We start from the raw sequence: 17415 nt of genomic DNA on the forward strand, positions 1-17415 counted from the left end.
ACAGTTAGCGGCCTGAAAATGAGTTTCCCTGAGAATTACGCTGTCGCGGCCTTAGAGGCTTTCTCATTGACGTCATCGTCCTGAGTCATACGGTTCAGTTTCGGAGCCGTCAGCAGCATCAGAACAGCGATAACAGCCGTTGCGACACCAATCTGCAGGAACACACGACCGTAGACTTCAAGGGACATCAGCGGGTCAGTCACGTTCTCTGGTACAGCCATCATGTTAGCGACGTAGCCACCGATGATGTTTGCACCGGCAGTGGTCAGGAACCAGCTACCCATGATGAAGCCCATCAGGCGTTGCGGAACTAACTGTGCCACCATTGCCAGACCCAGACCGGAGATCATCAGCTCACCGATACTTTGCAGACCGTAGCAGATAATCAGCCAGTTAACGGAAACGATGCCTGCATCGGTAGCGAATTTCGCGCCCAGCGGCAGGATCAGGAATGCACCGGAACACAGCACCATACCAATCGCAAACTTGGTCGGCATCGGCAGGGTATCGCCCATCTTGTTATAGATAGCAGCGAGGATTGGGCTACCAATGATGATCCAGAACGGGTTCAGTGCCTGGTACTGTTCAGGTTCGAAAGCAATGCCAAGAATAGAGTGCTCAACGTTACGAATCGCAAAGAAGTTCAGTGAGGTCGGCATCTGGCTGTACAGCACGAAGAAGATAATCGCTTCCAGCATCAGGATGAAGGCGACGATCATTTTACGACGCGCAGCACCGTGCATGGTGAAGGCTTCTTTACCGAAGATGAACACGATACCCAGTGCAATGACGCCCAGAACCATACGTGCGATCTGCTGGTTGTGCAGCAACCAGGTTGCAATCGCGATCAGTACCACAACGCCAGCAATGGTCAGTAGCAGGTTACGGAAGTTGATCGGTTCAAAGTCAGGTTTAGAACCGTACTGTTTAACCCAGCGCTGACAGAATGCGAAGTTAACAACGGTAATCAGCATACCCACGACGCTCAGAGCGAACGCGGTGCTCCAGCCGTAGCGCGCAGCCAACCACGGTGTTGCCAGCATAGAGAAGAATGAACCGATGTTGACGGACATGTAGTACATGGTAAATGCACCATCAAGACGCGGGTCATCTTTGGCATAGCAGGTAGAGAGCAGGGAGGATGGGTTTGCTTTAAACAGGCCGTTACCGACCGCGATGGCCGCCATGCCCATATAAACGATACCCGCATCGTGACCGGACCATGCTACCAACGCATAACCGATGGCCAGCACAACGGCACCCAGCATAATGACACGTTTTGTTCCCAGAACTTTATCACCTAACCAGCCGCCAATGGCAACCAGACCGTACACCAGGGCGCTAAAGGACGAGAAAAGGGTGATGGAATCCGCTTCTGACATACCCAGCTGTTTAACCAGGTAGACGGCCATAATCCCTTGCAGGCCGTAATAACCAAAACGTTCCCACAGCTCAATAGAGAAAATGAGATAGAACGCTTTTGGTTGTTTGAAGGCGTTTAAACTTACGCTTTCTGTTGGTTTATTGTTTGCAGTAGACACTTTTACCTCTTTTTTTACATCCCATATCAACGGGGGTGTTCAGGTACGTGATGAGTCAAGTTCATCCGTCCGATTGTTATAGTGGGAGGGGAAACGGCAAGTAATGTTCACTATCTTGACCCTTCAGACAAGTGGTTTGTAATAATCTGTTACATATATCATGACTGGTGAAATCGTCGGGGCTGTGAAATGTTATCTAGCGTTAAATTTCTTCATTTCTAAAATGGCAGATTTTTACACTATTTAATCACCACCACAACCGCAATGTGGCGATATGTTCTGCTATTTAAGGTTGAATCCAGTGATATAGGCCATTATCTGAAAAATAGGCAGTGTAATGTTTTGTTTAGAAACTGTGCAGTTAGGTCATCTAATTGTCACCTTAACTAAAAAATAAAAATTTATTAACATTGTGTTAGCTGGATGATCTGGATCACGTATAGATAGAAATTTCTTTTGCTAAAAAAACGATTAACCTGCTCAGGTGTTAATTAACAAGAATATTGCATTAGATATGAGCAATTGAATGGCATCATTGTCGGGAAAATAAACGCTGGGGAGTGCATAACTAATCGTTATGTATGTAAGGGGCGAGGAGGATGCCCCGGCAGCATTAGATATCGACTTTCTCTTTGAATTCGCAGAGATCTTCAATAATACAGGAACCGCAGCGCGGCTTTCTGGCGATGCAGGTGTAGCGACCATGAAGAATTAACCAGTGATGGCAATCGACTTTAAATTCACTGGGTACGACTTTCAGCAGTTTCTCTTCAACCTGCTCGACGTTTTTACCCGGGGCGAATTGCGTGCGATTACAGACACGAAAAATGTGGGTATCTACAGCGATAGTGGGCCAGCCAAAGGCGGTATTTAACACCACATTAGCCGTCTTTCGCCCAACTCCGGGGAGAGCTTCTAACGCCGCACGGTCTTCTGGCACTTCACCATTATGTTGTTCCAGCAGAATGCGGCAGGTTTTAATTACGTTTTCCGCTTTGCTGTTAAACAAACCGATTGTCTTGATGTAGGACTTAACACCTTCAACGCCGAGCTCCAGCATCTCAGCAGGCGTATTGGCGACGGGGTATAGCTTAGCTGTCGCTTTATTGACGCTGACATCGGTCGCTTGTGCGGAGAGCAAGACCGAAATCAACAGTTCAAACGGCGATGTAAAATTAAGCTCGGTTGTCGGATGCGGGTTGTTATCCCGCAGGCGCGTCAGTATTTCCAGACGTTTTGCTTTGTTCATTACGCATTCCCTGTTTCACCCGCGGGACTGTCCACGACAGCCGCCTCGGCACGACGTTTCTTCATTTTCTCATCAATCAGATACTTCACCGCCAGCATCAGACCCAGGCCAATAAACGCGCCCGGTGGCAGCATGGCCAGCAGAAACGGTGTATCAGTATGGAAGATCTCAACGCGCAAGACTTTGGCCCAGCTACCCAATAAACCGTCTGCACCATCAAACAGTGTACCGTTACCAATTATTTCACGCAGCGAGCCCAGAACAAACATGGCACCTGTTGCGCCCATGCCGATGGAGAAACCATCAAGTGCGGATAACGCAGGGCCCTTTTTGGCGGCGAAGGCTTCTGCACGGCCAACAACAATGCAGTTGGTTACAATCAGCGGGATGAAGATGCCCAGAGACTGATACAGGCCGAAGGCGTAGGCATTGATCAACATCTGTACCGCACTCACCACGGAGGCGATAATCATGACATAAATCGGAATACGAATTTCTGGCGGTGTCCAGCGGCGAAGGGCTGAAATCGTCAGGTTGGTCAGCGTCAGGACGAGCGTAGTCGCAAGTCCAAGACCCAGCGCGTTAGTTGCGGTAGAAGTGACGGCCAACAGCGGACACATCCCGAGTAGTTGCACAAGCGCGGAGTTATTTTTCCATAACCCCTGGACAATCACGTCTTTAATTTCGCTCATGGTTATTCTCCACAGGCGCTAAGTTGAGGGAGTTGCGCAGGCAGCGTCTGCGCATACAGGCCGGCACGTTTAACCGCGTTAACCACCGCACGTGGTGTAATGGTTGCGCCAGTAAACTGGTCAAAGTCGCCGCCATCTTTTTTCACTGCCCAGTGAGAGGTGTTATCCGCAGAAATTGTTTTACCGCTAAAATGGGTGATCCAGTCGGACAGTCGCAGTTCGATTTTATCGCCCAGCCCAGGCGTTTCATGGTGTTCGGTAACACGCGTACCCAACACGGTACCCGTGAAATCGACACCCACCAGCAGTTGAATCGCCCCGGAATAACCATCTGGCGCCGTAGCTTCAAGAATCGCAGCAACAGGACGATCGTCCTGGCGGGCAATATATACACGGTGCGTACCTTTGCCTAACGCCGGCGCATTGACCAGATAACAACTTTCAGACAAGTTATTATTGTAGCGATTGCCAGGCAGAACCTGATCGAACAGCGTTTTTTGCTGTATCGCGGCCTGTTCATCAATGGTTGACTTGGTTAATTGATTGATTGCTGCGGTTAACCCCGTTGAGCCCGCAGCAAACAGCGCCAGTGTAATACCGTGTTTACGAATCGTTTTCAGCATATCTAGTCCTTAGCGATGTCCGTACACGCGAGGGCGGGTGTAATAATCAATCAGGGGAACCGTGATATTGGCCAGCAACACGGCAAAAGCCACGCCATCAGGATAACCACCAAAACTGCGTATCAACCACACTAACAGGCCCGCAAGCGCGCCAAAAATCAGACGACCACGGTTGGTTGTTGATGCTGTAACGGGATCGGTAAGAATAAAGAACGCACCTAACATCGTCGCGCCGGAAAGCAAATGCAACTGAGGCGATGCCAGTGAGTCTGGCGAAAAAATCCAACCTAAAGTGGCGCAAACGGCGAGCGACAGCAGGAAGCTAACCGGGATATGCCAGCGAATCGCTTTTTGCCATAACAACACGATGCCACCAACCAGCCAGGCAAGGTTCACCCACTGCCAGCCAGCGCCTGCCAGCATGCCGCTGTAGATCGGGTATTGCATCACCTGCTCAACGGTACGTCCGGCATGCAGGGATGTCTTAAAAGTATCAAGAGGTGTTGCCTGACTGATACCATCGATACCCATACGCAGCGAATTCATATCCCCTCCGCTGGCGGTATGCCCGTTAAAGATAACGTTCAGGGCGTCAAAGAAACCAGGCACCGTGGCTGCAATTTCATGCGGCGGCAGCCAACTGGTCATCTGTACCGGAAATGAGATGAGCAGCACGACATAGCCAATCATGGCAGGGTTAAACGGGTTCTGCCCGAGCCCGCCATACAGCTGTTTCGCAATGATAACCGCAAATACCGTGCCTAATACCACCATCCACCATGGCGCGAGGGGCGGAATACTGACGGCCAAAAGCAACCCAGTGAGTAACGCAGAGTTGTCTTTTAAAATTGCCACAATGGGTTGTTTACGCAGTTTAAGCACACCCGCTTCGGCAGCAATAGCGCTGATGGCAGCGAGAACGATCTGGAACAACGTGCCCCAGCCGAAGAACCACAGCTGAGCGGCGATCCCCGGCAATGCAGCAATTAACACCAGCATCATGATACGCGATGTCTGGCGCTGGTTATGGGTATAAGGGGAGCTTGCTATTCTGAATACCATTTATTCCTCGTTTACAACCTGCTGCTGTGCGGCTTTCTTTGCCTGAGCGCGTGCGATGGCGGCCGCGACGGCGGCTTTACGTGGATCAACCGGCTCGGCTGTTTCTGTTACCGCTTCTTGTTCAAGCTTGCGGGCTTTGGCGCGGGCGATTGCCGCTTCCACGGCAGCTTTACGCGGATCAACCGGTTCGGTTGTTTCTGTTACCGCCTGCTGCTCGAGCTTGCGAGCTTTGGCGCGGGCGATTGCCGCTTCCACGGCAGCTTTACGCGGATCAACCGGTTCGACTGTTTCTGTTACCGCTGCTTGTTCAAGTTTGCGGGCTTTGGCGCGAGCGATTGCTGCTTCGACGGTGGCTTTACGTGGGTCAACCGGCTCGGCCGTTTCTGTTACCGCTTCTTGCTCAAGCTTGCGGGCTTTGGCGCGGGCAATTGCCGCTTCCACGGCAGCTTTACGCGGGTCTGTACCCGTGCTGCTGCCTTCACTTTGCGGCGGATTTTCCTTACGGGAAGCACGAGCTTGCGCCTTACGCGCCTCGCGTGCGGCAATCACGGCGCTATTGTCAGGTTTTTCACCTGCCTGAATGACCACCGGTTGCAGTGCCTGAGCCTGCTTTTCTTTTACGCGAGCCAGCGCGGCGGCAATGGCATCATGATCTTTGGCCGCCGGCTGAGCAGCGGCGCTCTTATGGCGTTCAAGACGTGCTGCTTTTTCACGTTCAAGGCGCGCCTGTCGGGCTTCAAACCGAGCTTTTGCTTCTGCGGCGCGCTTTTCTTCCTGACTAATGGCGTAAATCTCGGCTTTTTCCTGACGGAAATACTGTACCAGTGGAATATTGCTTGGGCATACCCAGGCGCAGGCACCGCATTCAATACAGTCGGCGATATTGTGGGCCGTCGCTTTGTCGTGCTGTTGCCCTTTACTGAACCAGTAAAGCTGTTGTGGCAGGAGATCGGCCGGACAGGCATCGGCGCATGCGCTACAGCGAATGCAGCCTTTCTCTTCTGGCGTTTCACCCATTTCACTGGCAGAGGGGGCCAGAAGACAGTTGGTTATCTTCACCACTGGGACATCCAGCCACGGCAGCGTAAAGCCCATCAGCGGCCCGCCCATAATCACCATCTGGTCGGCGGAAGGGCAGAAACCCGCGTCGTTGAGCAGATGACGAACCGGCGTACCTAAACGCGCCCAGACGTTGCCCGGACGACTGACTGCTTCTCCGGTTAGCGTCACGACACGTTCGGTGATCGGCTCTCCGTCGATTACTGCACGTTTAATTGCATAGGCGGTTCCGACGTTTTGCATCAATACGCCGATATCAGAGGAGCGTCCACCGTGGGGAACCTGCTTGCCGGTCAGGATTTGTGTTAACTGCTTGGCCCCGCCGGACGGGTACTTGGTGGGGATCACGCGTAGGCTAATGTCGTGTGAATCAGCCAGCACCGCGCGCAGCATAGATATTGCCTGCGGTTTGTTATCTTCGATACCAAGGAGGATCTCGCGTGGCTGAAGAATGTGCGCCAGGATGCGGATACCTTCGACGACCTGAGCGGCACAGTCCTGCATCAGGCGGTCATCTGCCGTAATGTACGGCTCGCATTCGGCGGCGTTAATGATCAGCGTTTCAATTTTATCTCCGCCGCCCTGCAGTTTAACGCCGGTGGGAAAACCTGCGCCACCCAGCCCGGCAACTCCGTACTGATGAATACGCGCAATCAGCTCTTCCCGGCTGTGGGAGCGATAATCGGTCCAGCCGTCTCGCTCAATCCAGCGATCTTCGCCATCGGCGTCTATGATGACGCTCAACTCAGCCAGTGCCGAAGGATGCGCGGTGGAGTGCGGGGCAATGGCAACAACGGTGCCTGATGTTGGCGCATGGACTGGAAGCATTCTGCCACGTCCGCGGGTTAAGGGCTGACCACGCAGCACGGTGTCACCCACGTTTACGCACAGTTCACCCTCCGCACCAATATGTTGTTTCAGCGGAATAACGAAACGCGGCGCCAGCGGAACCTGTCGCAACGGCGTTCCGTTTGACTGGGTTTTCATTTCTGGTGGATGAATGCCGCCATCAAAGTCCCAGATTTTATTTTTTCTGAATGCAGAGAATAACTTAAACATGTTGTTCCACGGGAATGATGCGCACAGGGATGGTGTTTAAATCCCATTTCCAGCTATCGGGTGTCTCGGCTACCGGGCGTAATTCAATACATTGCGTCGGGCACGGGTCAACGCACAGGTTGCACCCGGTGCAGAGATCGCTCATTACCGTGTGCATGGCGCGGGTCGCGCCCACGATGGCATCGACCGGGCAGGCCTGAATACACTTAGTGCACCCAATACAGTTATTTTCATCAATGACCGCCAGCATTCGCACCGGCGTAACGTCTTGTTCATCGCCATCAATAGGCTGCGGTTCGACATTCAGCAGGGCGGCAATTTTTAACATCACCGCTTCGCCGCCGGGGGCGCAACGGTTAATTTTTTCACCCTGAGACCCGATCGCTTCAGCATAAGGACGACAGCCCGGATAGCCGCACTGGCCACACTGGCTTTGCGGGAGAATTTCATCAATTTTCTCCACGACCGGATCATCTTCAACGGCAAAACGTCGTGAGGCGTACCCCAAAATAGCGCCGAACGCCAGACCCAGTAGACTCACTGCGGCAACGGCAATCCAGATAGCATTCATTACAACTTCACCAAACCACTAAAGCCCATAAAGGCCAATGACATTAAACCAGCGGTAATCAGCGCAATTGCATTGCCGCGAAACGGCGCTGGGACGTCCGCCACGGCGAGGCGTTCGCGGATCGCGGCGAACAGTACCATCACCAGCGAGAAGCCGACGGCGGCGGAAAAACCGTATAGCGCCGACTGTAAAAAGTTATGGCCGAGGTTGATGTTCAGTAGCGCCACACCTAACACTGCGCAGTTAGTGGTGATCAGCGGTAGAAAGATCCCCAGCAGGCGGTACAGCGCAGGGCTGGTTTTGCGCACAACCATTTCGGTAAACTGCACGACGACGGCGATAACCAGAATAAAAGCCAGCGTGCGCAGATAGATGAGATTGAGCGGAATTAGGATCCAGGTATCAATCAGCCAAGCGCAGATGGATGCCAGTGTCATGACAAACGTCGTGGCAAGGCCCATACCCATTGCGGTTTCCAGTTTTTTGGAAACGCCCATAAACGGGCAAAGGCCCAGAAACTTCACCAGTACAAAGTTATTGACCAGTACAGTTCCGACAAACAGCAGCAGGTAATCAGTCATTTTTCGGCCTGAAATAAAAAGCCGCCTATTATCTGACAATCTTCAACAGGCGACAACAGGTTAACTGTAGGGTTATTACGGGTTCACAAACGTCGATTTAACGCGCTGCGATCGTTTGAAGTAGGGCACCAACAGTGCTGCAGCCAGTAATGGGAACAGCAGTTGGCGCACGGCAAAAGCGTCTGGGACGGGTGAAAACGCAAACGCTTTAATCGCCAGCAACACGGAGATCAGCAGCCACAGAATGTAATGCTTAGGTACACAGGCTCTGCGTTTGAAAAACGCAATCGTCAGCCACAGTGTGTAATACCACATGGCGATCGCGGTAATAAAGGAGACGCCCCATAACAGCAAATTTGCCGTACTTTGCTCACCCAGCGTTTTGAAGGTTTGCGGTGTAGCCAGCGCAGTGACATAAAGTAATAACGCCAGCGAAGCGCTCAACAACGCGACTAACAGCCAGGCCAGTGGCCCAAGTAGCCAGCCTCCGATACGTTGTGCCGGTGTCGTAGTCATCTCTTCTCCAGGTTTACGCGCGCAATCAATCATGCCATTCATTTTGGGGCAATTATTATAAAGCTTTTAACGTTGAGCGCTACTTTCTTCTTTATTGCACGTAATGCCAGACTGATTTAGGTACCTGACCAACATCAAACAGACGACCTCCGGAGATAAGCTCCGCACGGCGATGGTCTGCGGCACGGTACATATTGATAATGTCGTTATCATCGGTGAGCGTGTAGTTAAGATGGTCGAACAGTTTTTCCAGACTTTCGAGCGAACTGATTTTGCGGAATTTTAATAAGTAATCCTGAACGGTCATAAATGCAGATCCATATTAATAAAATAATACCAACGGAGTAGAAAATATAAAAATAAACAACGAGCACAGGTCAAAGCGCATTTACGTGCAAATGTAAGAAGAGTGTTCATACCTGTGAAAAATCAGGCGCTATGCGCGTCTTGAGCAAGGGTAACGCGCTTAGCGATCGCTGGCAATATGCAGCGGAGCGGGACGCGGCATAATTCGCTTTTTTTGACAGAAAGCGATCTTTTGCCGGCAGACCCTGCAACTACCAATGTTAATTGCCGGGCAATAAAAGGCTGCGGATGCTTATTTCTTCTGCACTGCTGCAACGGGCTCTGGTGGCTGGTAATTGTCAATATGATTGGCAACACCCAGCAGGATCACGGAGACGGCGAGAACAATCCAACCTGTTAATTCAATAAGACGATTCATTACTGATGACATTTGCTTTGATTTATCCATAAACACAGACTGCAAATGTTACTAATCTCTCATTAATACAGCAAGATGATTGGGAACGATTTCTACCTCTTTTTCGCTGCAAGTTAAGCATAAGTGGCATATGTTTGACTTAAGTTAAAAAACAACCTTTGTAGCGCAAAGGTTATTAAACTATTGAGACGTTGCAAGGTATGGTGTGAAATAGGTCAGTCCTGAATTGAGAGGCAATAACATGAGTGACAACATCCGCGTTGGGCTAATTGGCTATGGTTATGCCAGCAAAACCTTCCATGCCCCACTGATTGTGGGCACGCCGGGTCTGGAACTGGCTGCAGTGTCCAGTAGTGATGAAGCAAAAGTGAAGGCAGACTGGCCTACGGTAACGGTTGTTGCTGAGCCTAAGCATCTTTTTAACGATCCAAATATCGACTTGATTGTGATCCCCACGCCAAACGACACGCACTTCCCGTTAGCGAAAGCAGCGTTGGAAGCGGGCAAACATGTGGTTGTTGATAAGCCCTTTACCGTGACACTGTCACAAGCGCGTGAGTTGGATGCGCTGGCGCGCAGCCTCGGGCGCGTGCTGTCTGTGTTCCATAACCGTCGCTGGGACAGTGATTTTCTGACGCTGAAAGCTCTGCTGGCGGATGGTGTTTTAGGTGAGGTGGCGTATTTCGAATCCCATTTCGATCGTTTCCGCCCACAGGTTCGTGACCGTTGGCGTGAACAGGGCGGTCCGGGAAGCGGTATCTGGTACGATTTAGCACCGCATCTTTTGGATCAGGCGATTAATCTGTTTGGTTTGCCCGTCAGCCTGACGGTAGACCTGGCCCAGCTGCGTCCGGGCGCGCAGGCGACGGATTACTTCCATGCCATCCTGACGTATCCGCAGCGTCGTGTGATCCTGCATGGCACCATGCTCGCTGCCGCAGAATCGGCCCGTTATATTGTGCATGGATCGCGTGGCAGCTATGTGAAGTATGGTCTTGACCCGCAGGAAGAGCGCCTGAAAAATGGCGAGCGACTTCCACAGGAAGACTGGGGTTATGATATGCGCGATGGCGTATTGACGCGAGTCGAAGGCGAAGAGCAGGTTGAAGAAACCTGGCTGACCGTACCGGGCAACTATCCGGCGTACTATGCTGGCATTCGGGATGCGCTAAACGGCAACGGTGAAAACCCGGTACCGGCGAGACAGGCTATCCAAATTATGGAGCTGATTGAGCTGGGTATAGAATCTGCGAAACATCGTTCGACGCTGTGCCTTGCCTGATTAGGTAAATGGCGCAAGGCGATACCTTCCTGGCATTGTATCCGGCCTACAATGAAAACCAACGTAGGCCGGATAAGCGTTAGCGCTATGCGGCACTTTACCTGTTACGCTGCGGCGACTTTCTCGCGCAAGGCTCGTTTTTCCTCGTTACTCAGGAATGCCATTTCCAGACCGTTGATTTGCGCCTGGCGGATCTGTTCGGGCGTTAGGCCTGCAGCTGGTGCGGCAATGGTGTACTCGTGAATAATATCCACACCCTGAACAGCCGGGTCGTCCGTATTCAAACTGGCGATAACGCCATGCTCAAGGAACGTTTTCAGCGGATGGTTCGCTAGTGAGGCAACGGTGCTGGTCTGAATGTTTGATGTCAGGCAGGATTCGATGCCGATACGGTGCTCGGCGAGGTAATCCATCAACGCACGATCTTCAACGGCTTTAACGCCGTGACCAATACGCTCAGCGCCTAGCTCTTTAATGGCCTGCCAGATGCTTTCTGGTCCCGCGGCTTCGCCCGCATGTACGGTGATATGCCAGCCGGCGTCGCGTGCCTGGTTGAAGTGAGACAGGAACAGGCTGCCCGGGAACCCCAGTTCGTCACCGGCCAGATCCAGTGCCGTAATATGGTCTCGGTGGGCTAACAGCGCATCCAGTTCCTGCAGACAGGCGGCTTCGCCGAAAGTACGGCTCATAATGCCAATTAAGCGAGCTTCGACGCCAAAGGTCTTGCAGCCCTCGCGTACGCCTGCGATGACGGCTTCAACCACACCTGCAACCGGGAGCTGATGCGCCATCGCCATGTAGCCTGGGGAAAAACGCAGTTCAACATAGTGCAGGCCGTTACGTGCTGCATCCTCAATATTTTCAAATGCCACGCGACGACACGCATCCAGCGAGGCCAGTACCTTCACGCCCCAGTCGAGCTTGGATAAAAAACTCACTAAATCTGGCTCAGTTGATGTGACTTGCACATGAGGGATCAGCGTTTCCAACGTTTGTGCCGGAAGCGTTAAGTTGAACTGACGGCCCAGATCCAGGATCGTTTGTGCACGGATGTTACCATCAAGGTGGCGATGGACGTCGGTCAGGGGGAGGGAAGTATCAATCATGGTCGCACTCGTGTATTTAGGTAAAGTGCAGGCCATTATACAACAGAAAAATGTCCCTCTAAAAACTTTAAAAAAAGCAGTGCAGAGTTCGGGGTTATGGGGAAGCAAGCATCGCCAAATTGTTGACCATGCTGTTAGCGTACCAACAGAGTGGTGTTCCGACTCCCTGATCCTTGAGACCGTATCACGATGCTTTTGCTTGCGGTGGTAAGACGGGCGTAAAATAAGCAATAACGCATTTCCTGCAGCATGTGTGTAATAAGAGGATTTCATTTTTTAAGATTATTTACCTCGTTTTTATTTAATTACTACCTGTCAGTGTTATTTTATTCAGATATTTATTGAGTAACATTGCTAATGGCGAAAAATGGACACTTTCCAGTTTATGAATGTGCTGCGAAGTATGTTATAAAAACACAATAACGACTGAGGGTATTAATAAAGTGAAAAGTGTAAAGCTAATTGTCAGTACAATGTTCTGTGGAAGTTTGCTGCTGGCAACTGTGCCTGCGCATGCGGCGTATAAAGCGGATGAAACGCATGTAATCCAGTTTAAGAAAGGCACCAGTGGCGCAGATATCAAGGGGACAATTACGGGTGATAAAACAAAAGATTATACGTTTGTCGCCAAAAAAGGGCAGACCATGCAAGCAGTTCTGAAAAGCGCCTGGCCTCATCCTTTCATGAGTATTATTGCACCGGGCGAACAATTCATTTTTGATGGCATGATGAGTGGTGACACTTATAAAAATACGCTGCCTGCCAGCGGTAAGTATACCATCAGAATATATCAAAAAGGCGCGGCGAAGGATGAGGGGAAAACCAACGCATTCCAGCTGCACATGAAAATTACCAACTGATCATGAGGAAAAGATCGCCCTGGTGGTGATCTTTTCCTTTGCTATTAAACTTCTTCGCCAGAATAGGCCACAACGCAATTACGGCCTCGGTTTTTTGCCATATACAGGGCGCGGTCTGCGCAATCTGCAAGTTGTTCGGGGGCTGAACGGTTATCAACCGAGGTTACGATACCCAGGCTGATGGTGATGATGCGTGGAAAATCACCTTTAGTCGTGGCCTGAGTTTGTTGTTCTACGTGTTTTCTGATTCGCTCTGCGATGTTAAATGCTGCATCAGCGTTAGTTTCAGGTAGCAGAATAGCAAACTCTTCTCCGCCAATGCGTGCCACGATGTCGTTACGCCGACTCAGTCGCTGCATACTTTCTGACAGTTTGATTATCACTCTGTCACCCTGCAAATGTCCCCAGGTGTCATTGACCGACTTAAAGAAATCAATGTCGCAAAAGACAATGCTCAGGGGTTTATGGGGCGCTGTCATTTTAATCTCATTGCTGAGTGCGTTATAAAAATAGCCACGGTTGAAAAGTCGGGTCATCGGGTCGCGGACTGAATTTTCATAGGATAATTCATAGGCCTGACGTGAGGCTTTGTAGCGCTTGAAAATATCAGACATGAGCACGATCATCACGGCCATTGCGCTAAGGCACTCCAGGCCTCTGGCGAGATACCATCCAGCGGAGTCTATATGCGTGTACTTCAGCATAATGATGACACTTAACAGATTGCTCAGGGCAACCAGTGACATACTTACCCAAAACTGTGTTTTTAGCCGGGTTAATTTTGCCCCTAATAAAACGATACAGGTCCACAAGATAATGAGGACATAAATAAAGCTACCACGCCAGGGTCTAAGCCATTCAAACGTTTCTGTGTCAACCAACTGAAACGATATTGGCGTAATACGGATGGAGTAGAGGATAGCCATTACCAGATGCAACATGCACCATAAATAAGTGGCGTAAATAACTGTTTTACCGTGCTTTTCTTTTTTATTTTTAAACGTATATAAATAGTATGTTGCAAAAAACAACCCTGTAATTAACATGTTCCTCATAAAGTATAAAACAGCAATGTCATTGTAGATGACACCAGGAAGGCCGTTTTTATAAAAATAAATATAGAGCGCAAGAAATAAGAAAACCCCCGAGAAATAAAACGCGCAGGCCAGGGGTAAAAGATATTTTTTGCGCCGATAACTCATGTAATTCATCGTCATAAAGCACCCCGTCTGAATGTGCAATACACCAGCAAAGGTTGCAATAACCGGGTAAAAAGAGAGGCTATAACGCTGATTACTAAAAGGGATATACCAAAGAAAAATGGATGTTGTTAGGGACAGGAGTAAAAAAAAAGTTAAATTCTTTTTGTGAATGTTTATTTGTGTTGTATTCATGATTTTTATGTATATAAAACAGCGCTATATTTCGGCTATCTTCTCAGCTTTGTATCTTGTCTTTTTGATTTTTATTGCTGTTGATTTTGACTGGCAGGAAAAGTCAGGGAGGAATTAGTATTAAAAAAAACGATAAAAAACAGATTTGTTTTTTTATATAAGGAGTTGCGCAATGAGTTCTTCATTGCGCAAGACTATTTAACGTATTGTGCGGATGGCGTTAATCAACCCCTGAACGCCTTTTTCAAGTTTGGAACGTGGACATCCGGCATTGAGGCGCACAAAACCGCGTCCTTCTTCTCCGTATGTGTATCCGGGCATGATGGCGACTTTCTGCTGATGGATGAGTGCATCCTGCAGTGCGTGGTCATCAAGGTTGAGTGGACGCAAGTCAATCCATGCCAGATAGGTGGATTGCGGAACCTGCCAGTTCAGTTCGGGGAATGCGTTATTCAGCTCGTGCGCGATGTAATCCAGGTTACTGGCAAGATATTCCCGCAGCGCATCAAGCCAGCTAGCGCCCTGTTGGTAGGCTGCGATATGTGCGCTAAGCGCGAGCACTGCAGGCGAGGAAAGACCATCCCGACCCTTTAACGCACTGAGGTAATCGTTGCGACTCTGCTCATCCTCAATAATCCCGTAAGCCCCGGTTAATGCCGGAATATTGAAGCTCTTTGAACCGGAGGTGAACAGCGCCCAACTGTCGCGCGCGACGTTACTCCACGGGATGTGCGGCTGGTCTGCCCATACCATATCCATATGGATCTCATCAGAGATGACTTTTACACCGTGGCGCTGACACAGCTCCGCCATGGTTTCCAGTTCATCGCGCGTCCACACCTTACCGGTTGGGTTGTGCGGGCTGCAAAGCAGGAGAATTTTGCTTTCAGGCCGGGACAGGGCTTTCTCTAGTGCAACCATGTCGCAAAACCAGCCGTCAGCGCGTTTTTCAAGTCCGATAGCGCATACCTGGCGCTGATTACCTTCAATCGCTTTGTAAAACGCGTCGTAAGCCGGCGTATGAATAACCACCGCATCACCCGCAGAAGACCACTGGCGGATCAGCTCCGATACCATATAGATGACCGAGGGGCCATAAACCAGCGACTCAGGATCGATTTGGGTATTATGACGCGATAGAAACCAGTGGCTAATCGCCGCCAGAAATTCATCATTTTTCCAGCGACTGTAACCCAACACGCCATGTGACAGGCGCTGAGTCAGCGCCTCCAGAATGCAGGGGGCGGTGGCAAAATCCATATCGGAGATGGTGAACGGCAGAAGGTCGGCTGAACCAAAACGGTCGGCAACGTAATCCCACTGAGTACACCAGGTACCATGCCTGTCCACAACCTTTGAAAAATCAAACATATTGTTGTCCTTAAGCCTGTACGGTGTTCATAAGAACTGCGATTTCATCTTTCACTGACTGGACCTGCGGACCAATAACAACCTGAAGATTATGCTGATTGAGTTGCACTACGCCAATGGCGCGATTGTCCTTCAGTGCCTGTACGTTCACAAGCGACATATCCTTTACTGACAAGCGCAGACGGGTAATGCAGTTATCAAGGCTGACAATGTTTTCCGCACCGCCCAGCGCCGCCAGAATGGCAGGGACGTTGTAACCGGATTTACCCGGTGCTCCCGCCATGACTTTATCGATATTGCTGGCAATTTCGACGTCCCGACCCGGGGTCTTCAGATTGAAGCGTGTGATGGCGAAACGGAAGATCACGTAGTACACCGCGAACCAGATCGCAGCCACGACAGGGACCAAATACCACTTGGTAGAGAGTCCGTGCAGGATGCCGAATACCACAAAGTCAATCAGGTTACCGTCCGTGTTACCGATGGTGACGCCTAACACCGCCATCACGGTGAAACCAAGACCGGTCAGCAGGGCGTGGATTACATACAAAACAGGGGCAACGAACAGGAATAAGAACTCGAGTGGTTCGGTTGTACCGCCGATCACGCAGGCAATGAGACCAGAAATTAACAACCCTTTAATTTTATGACGATTTTCAGGGCGAGCACAGTGGTACATAGCGAGCGCTGCCCCCGGCAAACCACCGAGGAACGCCGGCATTTTACCCTGCGACAGGAAGCGGGTTGCGCTTTCAGAGAAACCTTGTGTTGTCGGGCAGCTCAGTTGAGCCTGGAAAATAGTCAGTGCGCCGCTCACGCTGTGACCGCAGACTTCCTGCGTGCCGCCAGCTTCGGTGAAGCGAATGAGTGCCACCAGAATATGATGCAGACCAAACGGCAGCAGTAGACGTTCACCAGTACCAAACAGCATTGGACCAAATTCGCCCGCGCTGTTGATGATGTGGCCTAGCCCGTTAATGCCCATGGCGAAAACCGGCCAAACCAGGGGAATGACCAGGCCGACCAGTCCCATCACCACCGAAGAGATAATTGGTACAAAGCGGGTACCGCCGAAGAAGGCCAGTGCATCCGGCAGGCGAATGTTGTGGAAACGTTCATGCAGCATCCAGACGATGATCCCGGCAATAACAGCGCCGAGGATCCCGGTGTCGATCGACTGGATCCCCAGGATATTCTGTACGTTGTTAGCCTTCAGGATCGTGGCATCCGTGGTAGGCAAGATACCTTTCGCGGTTAACCAGAAGTTGACGGCAAGGTTCATCACCGCATAACCAACAAAACCGGCAAATGCCGCTACGCCTTTGTTCTCGCGGGCCAGGCCGAGAGGTATGGCAATACAGAACATTACCGGTAAGAAGCTAAACGCAAATGAGCCTACTTTGCTCATCCAGGTAAAAATAGCCTGCAGTACCGGATTACCCAATGCCGGAATCAGCGTTAAGACATCATGACTACTTAACGAGCTGCCGATCCCTAACATGATCCCGCAGAATGAGAGCAGAGCCACGGGCAGCATAAAGGTTTTGCCCAACTGCTGGAAAAATTCCCATAACGTAATTTTTGGTGTGGTTCTCGTCGTCATCAAACGACTCCTCGTAAAAGCTAGCTGACTAATGATGGCGAGAAGATAAAACGTTTTACCTAATTTTAGTGCGGTATAAATCACATTATCGAACGATAATAGGGCGTATAAATATATGTGAT

At 50.5% G+C, this 17415-nt stretch carries 17 protein-coding genes; 2 read left to right on the forward strand and 15 right to left on the reverse strand.

Annotated features, from left to right (window positions below; all coding sequences use genetic code 11):
• Positions 1 to 35: 35 nt before the first annotated feature.
• The 11 genes from dtpA to blr form a co-directional block, all read right to left on the reverse strand.
• Positions 36 to 1541 carry a dipeptide/tripeptide permease DtpA gene (dtpA, locus tag OGX90_RS11340; protein ID WP_020996425.1) on the reverse strand — a complete coding sequence of 502 codons (1506 nt, stop codon included), beginning with the start codon at positions 1539 to 1541 and terminating at the stop codon, positions 36 to 38.
• A 613-nt stretch (positions 1542 to 2154) separates the two neighbouring features.
• The gene (gene nth / locus OGX90_RS11345; RefSeq protein ID WP_234692944.1) at positions 2155 to 2790 is read right to left on the reverse strand and encodes an endonuclease III; all 636 of its coding nucleotides are present in this window, start codon (positions 2788 to 2790) and stop codon (positions 2155 to 2157) included.
• The gene (locus OGX90_RS11350) at positions 2790 to 3482 is read right to left on the reverse strand and encodes an electron transport complex subunit E (RefSeq protein ID WP_008784678.1); all 693 of its coding nucleotides are present in this window, start codon (positions 3480 to 3482) and stop codon (positions 2790 to 2792) included. Before OGX90_RS11350 ends, nth begins: the two co-directional genes overlap by 1 nt.
• Before the next feature lie 2 nt (positions 3483 to 3484).
• The gene (gene rsxG, locus OGX90_RS11355; RefSeq protein ID WP_008784679.1) at positions 3485 to 4105 is read right to left on the reverse strand and encodes an electron transport complex subunit RsxG; all 621 of its coding nucleotides are present in this window, start codon (positions 4103 to 4105) and stop codon (positions 3485 to 3487) included.
• A gap of 9 nt (positions 4106 to 4114) precedes the next feature.
• Complete coding sequence (gene rsxD, locus OGX90_RS11360) at positions 4115 to 5167, reverse strand: electron transport complex subunit RsxD (RefSeq protein WP_234692943.1); 1053 nt, start codon at positions 5165 to 5167, stop codon at positions 4115 to 4117.
• Positions 5168 to 7285 (reverse strand): electron transport complex subunit RsxC, encoded by a 2118-nt coding sequence (rsxC, locus tag OGX90_RS11365; RefSeq protein WP_286573773.1) that lies wholly within the window; start codon positions 7283 to 7285, stop codon positions 5168 to 5170.
• On the reverse strand, positions 7278 to 7856 hold the full coding sequence (gene rsxB / locus OGX90_RS11370; protein ID WP_252429896.1) for an electron transport complex subunit RsxB: 579 nt from the start codon (positions 7854 to 7856) through the stop codon (positions 7278 to 7280). The genes rsxC and rsxB overlap by 8 nt, the downstream gene beginning before the upstream one ends.
• Positions 7856 to 8437: an electron transport complex subunit RsxA gene (rsxA, locus tag OGX90_RS11375; RefSeq protein WP_003029144.1), complete on the reverse strand. Its 582-nt coding sequence runs from the start codon at positions 8435 to 8437 to the stop codon at positions 7856 to 7858. Before rsxA ends, rsxB begins: the two co-directional genes overlap by 1 nt.
• A gap of 75 nt (positions 8438 to 8512) precedes the next feature.
• Positions 8513 to 8953 (reverse strand): DUF2569 domain-containing protein, encoded by a 441-nt coding sequence (locus tag OGX90_RS11380; protein ID WP_020996422.1) that lies wholly within the window; start codon positions 8951 to 8953, stop codon positions 8513 to 8515.
• A 91-nt stretch (positions 8954 to 9044) separates the two neighbouring features.
• Positions 9045 to 9260 (reverse strand): transcription modulator YdgT, encoded by a 216-nt coding sequence (gene ydgT, locus OGX90_RS11385; protein WP_008784684.1) that lies wholly within the window; start codon positions 9258 to 9260, stop codon positions 9045 to 9047.
• Between the two features lie 291 nt (positions 9261 to 9551).
• Positions 9552 to 9677, reverse strand: a complete 126-nt coding sequence (gene blr / locus OGX90_RS11390) for a division septum protein Blr (RefSeq protein WP_003029134.1) — start codon at positions 9675 to 9677, stop codon at positions 9552 to 9554.
• 241 nt (positions 9678 to 9918) lie between these two features.
• Here blr and OGX90_RS11395 point away from each other — a divergent pair, with 241 nt between their 5' ends.
• Positions 9919 to 10959 (forward strand): oxidoreductase, encoded by a 1041-nt coding sequence (locus tag OGX90_RS11395; RefSeq protein ID WP_060682249.1) that lies wholly within the window; start codon positions 9919 to 9921, stop codon positions 10957 to 10959.
• Between the two features lie 104 nt (positions 10960 to 11063).
• On the opposite strand, the gene add is transcribed toward OGX90_RS11395, so the two are convergent.
• Positions 11064 to 12065, reverse strand: a complete 1002-nt coding sequence (add, locus tag OGX90_RS11400) for an adenosine deaminase (RefSeq protein ID WP_008784687.1) — start codon at positions 12063 to 12065, stop codon at positions 11064 to 11066.
• 443 nt (positions 12066 to 12508) lie between these two features.
• Between add and OGX90_RS11405 the strand changes: the two genes are divergently transcribed.
• Positions 12509 to 12925: a hypothetical protein gene (locus tag OGX90_RS11405; RefSeq protein ID WP_048235434.1), complete on the forward strand. Its 417-nt coding sequence runs from the start codon at positions 12509 to 12511 to the stop codon at positions 12923 to 12925.
• 44 nt (positions 12926 to 12969) lie between these two features.
• Here OGX90_RS11405 and OGX90_RS11410 read toward each other — a convergent pair whose 3' ends face one another.
• From OGX90_RS11410 to malX, 3 genes are all read right to left on the reverse strand, one after another.
• The gene (locus tag OGX90_RS11410) at positions 12970 to 14319 is read right to left on the reverse strand and encodes a sensor domain-containing diguanylate cyclase (RefSeq protein ID WP_286623843.1); all 1350 of its coding nucleotides are present in this window, start codon (positions 14317 to 14319) and stop codon (positions 12970 to 12972) included.
• Between the two features lie 198 nt (positions 14320 to 14517).
• On the reverse strand, positions 14518 to 15690 hold the full coding sequence (locus tag OGX90_RS11415) for a MalY/PatB family protein (protein ID WP_286623847.1): 1173 nt from the start codon (positions 15688 to 15690) through the stop codon (positions 14518 to 14520).
• Positions 15691 to 15700: 10 nt separating this feature from the next.
• Positions 15701 to 17293: a maltose/glucose-specific PTS transporter subunit IIBC gene (gene malX, locus OGX90_RS11420; protein ID WP_032943348.1), complete on the reverse strand. Its 1593-nt coding sequence runs from the start codon at positions 17291 to 17293 to the stop codon at positions 15701 to 15703.
• Positions 17294 to 17415 lie beyond the last annotated feature (122 nt).

It is taken from the genome of Citrobacter sp. Cpo012 (assembly GCF_030333015.1).
Taxonomy (GTDB): Bacteria; Pseudomonadota; Gammaproteobacteria; order Enterobacterales; family Enterobacteriaceae; genus Citrobacter; species Citrobacter portucalensis.

Bases quoted from the DNA above. Each gene is read 5' to 3' on its own strand.
- blr (WP_003029134.1), bottom strand. From the start codon at position 9,677: ATGAATCGTCTTATTGAATTAACAGGTTGGATTGTTCTCGCCGTCTCC.
- rsxG (WP_008784679.1), bottom strand. From the start codon at position 4,105: ATGCTGAAAACGATTCGTAAACACGGTATTACACTGGCGCTGTTTGCT.
- ydgT (WP_008784684.1), bottom strand. From the start codon at position 9,260: ATGACCGTTCAGGATTACTTATTAAAATTCCGCAAAATCAGTTCGCTC.
- OGX90_RS11395 (WP_060682249.1), top strand. From the start codon at position 9,919: ATGAGTGACAACATCCGCGTTGGGCTAATTGGCTATGGTTATGCCAGC.
- rsxC (WP_286573773.1), bottom strand. From the start codon at position 7,285: ATGTTTAAGTTATTCTCTGCATTCAGAAAAAATAAAATCTGGGACTTT.
- rsxA (WP_003029144.1), bottom strand. From the start codon at position 8,437: ATGACTGATTACCTGCTGCTGTTTGTCGGAACTGTACTGGTCAATAAC.
- nth (WP_234692944.1), bottom strand. From the start codon at position 2,790: ATGAACAAAGCAAAACGTCTGGAAATACTGACGCGCCTGCGGGATAAC.
- OGX90_RS11350 (WP_008784678.1), bottom strand. From the start codon at position 3,482: ATGAGCGAAATTAAAGACGTGATTGTCCAGGGGTTATGGAAAAATAAC.
- rsxD (WP_234692943.1), bottom strand. From the start codon at position 5,167: ATGGTATTCAGAATAGCAAGCTCCCCTTATACCCATAACCAGCGCCAG.
- OGX90_RS11380 (WP_020996422.1), bottom strand. From the start codon at position 8,953: ATGACTACGACACCGGCACAACGTATCGGAGGCTGGCTACTTGGGCCA.
- OGX90_RS11415 (WP_286623847.1), bottom strand. From the start codon at position 15,690: ATGTTTGATTTTTCAAAGGTTGTGGACAGGCATGGTACCTGGTGTACT.
- add (WP_008784687.1), bottom strand. From the start codon at position 12,065: ATGATTGATACTTCCCTCCCCCTGACCGACGTCCATCGCCACCTTGAT.
- rsxB (WP_252429896.1), bottom strand. From the start codon at position 7,856: ATGAATGCTATCTGGATTGCCGTTGCCGCAGTGAGTCTACTGGGTCTG.
- malX (WP_032943348.1), bottom strand. From the start codon at position 17,293: ATGACGACGAGAACCACACCAAAAATTACGTTATGGGAATTTTTCCAG.
- OGX90_RS11410 (WP_286623843.1), bottom strand. From the start codon at position 14,319: ATGAATACAACACAAATAAACATTCACAAAAAGAATTTAACTTTTTTT.